The 1348-nt window shown below is 67.2% G+C and carries 1 protein-coding gene; it reads right to left on the bottom strand.

Features of this window, described 5'->3' with window-relative positions:
* Positions 1 to 126: 126 nt before the first annotated feature.
* The gene (locus EJK15_RS69385) at positions 127 to 1221 is read right to left on the bottom strand and encodes an NAD(P)-dependent alcohol dehydrogenase (RefSeq protein WP_138720936.1); all 1095 of its coding nucleotides are present in this window, start codon (positions 1219 to 1221) and stop codon (positions 127 to 129) included.
* Positions 1222 to 1348 lie beyond the last annotated feature (127 nt).

Here is a 1348-nt window from a genome sequence, read left to right as displayed (position 1 = left end):
CGCCCGAAGTCCCCTCAACGGCAGTGTGCTGGACGCCGCGCCGCCGCGCACGCCCCCCTTCCGCAGACCTCAGCCAGGCTCACGCCCGAAGACCTCCTCCTCTGCGGCGGGGCCCTGGTAGGCAGGTCAGGTCCCGACGGTGACCACCACGTTCCCGCGCTTGTGCCCGGTCTCGACGTAGCGGTGAGCCTCGGCGAGTTCGTCAAAGCAATAGCGCCGGTCGATGACTATCCGTAGCTGCTCCGCCTCGATAAGCCCTTTGAGGAAGACCAGCGCGTCGTTCTTGTCCACCGACATCCCTGTCACCACCCTCCTGCCGCGCGACACCGACGTTCCAATAGACAGCAAGGTGTTGTGCAACCCGGTCGTGGGCACATAGCGGCCCTGGCGCGCGAGTGCGGTCCTGGCCCGGGAGAACGAGGTCTTGCCCAGCGTGTCGAAGACGATGTCGTACGCCGCCCCGTTCCTGCTGTAGTCCTCCTTGGTGTAGTCGATCACCTCGTCGGCTCCCAGCTCGACGACGAGGTCGGCGTTCCTGGGACCGCACACCGCCGTAACGTGCGCCCCGAAATGTTTGGCGAGCTGCACGGCGTAGGTGCCGATGCTGCCGGACGCGCCGTAGACCAGGACTCTGTGGCCGTGGCGGATCCCGGCCTTGCGAAGGAAGTACAGCGCGGTCGAAGCGCCGTCCACCGCGGCGGCGGCTTCCTCGAAGCCGAGGTTCACCGGCTTGAGAGCGAGCGAAGCCCGCTGCGACAGGCACACGTACTCGGCGTTGGCGCCGAGCCGGAACCCGGTGAAACCGAAGACCTCATCGCCGGCCCGGAAGCGGGTGACCTTGGCCCCGACCGCCTCGACCTCCCCGGCGAGCTCGGTACCCAGCGTGCGCATCCTCCCACGCGGGCGGAGGAATCCGAGAATGACCCTTCCCCATAACGGCTCGCCACGGCGCATGGCGCATTCCGCCGAGGTGACCGTCATCGCACGGACACGGATCAGCGCTTCGTCGTCCCGGGGTGCCGGTTTGGGCACCTGGCGCAGGGTGAGGACTTCGGGGGGACCGAACCGGGTGTAAACAGCTGCCTTCGCACGTGTACTTCCCGTCGGGGCGATACGGAGAGGATCGACAGGCCAAGGATCGGTGACGTGCGCTGTGGAGACACTGAGAGAAGCTGAGAACGGGCCTTCGACGGCGTCGTCTGGCGGTTCTCTCGGATGCATCTGATCGAAGCCAGCGCGACCGTGACACAACCATGACACGGCGCGGACGGAGCGGGGACGCCGGCGGCTGATAGTGGATCGCGTCGTTGATCGGCGGGCGGGTCGCGGAGCGTGTGGTAAATCCCGG

Origin of the sequence: Nonomuraea basaltis (genome assembly GCF_005893125.1) — a bacterium.
Classification (GTDB): domain Bacteria; phylum Actinomycetota; class Actinomycetes; order Streptosporangiales; family Streptosporangiaceae; genus Nonomuraea; species Nonomuraea basaltis.
Note: the sequence above shows the minus strand (reverse complement) of the source record. Positions and strands in the feature narration are given on the sequence as shown.

What these genes read in the sequence shown, in the direction of transcription:
- EJK15_RS69385 (WP_138720936.1), bottom strand. Translation starts at nt 1,221, where the DNA reads ATGCATCCGAGAGAACCGCCAGACGACGCCGTCGAAGGCCCGTTCTCA.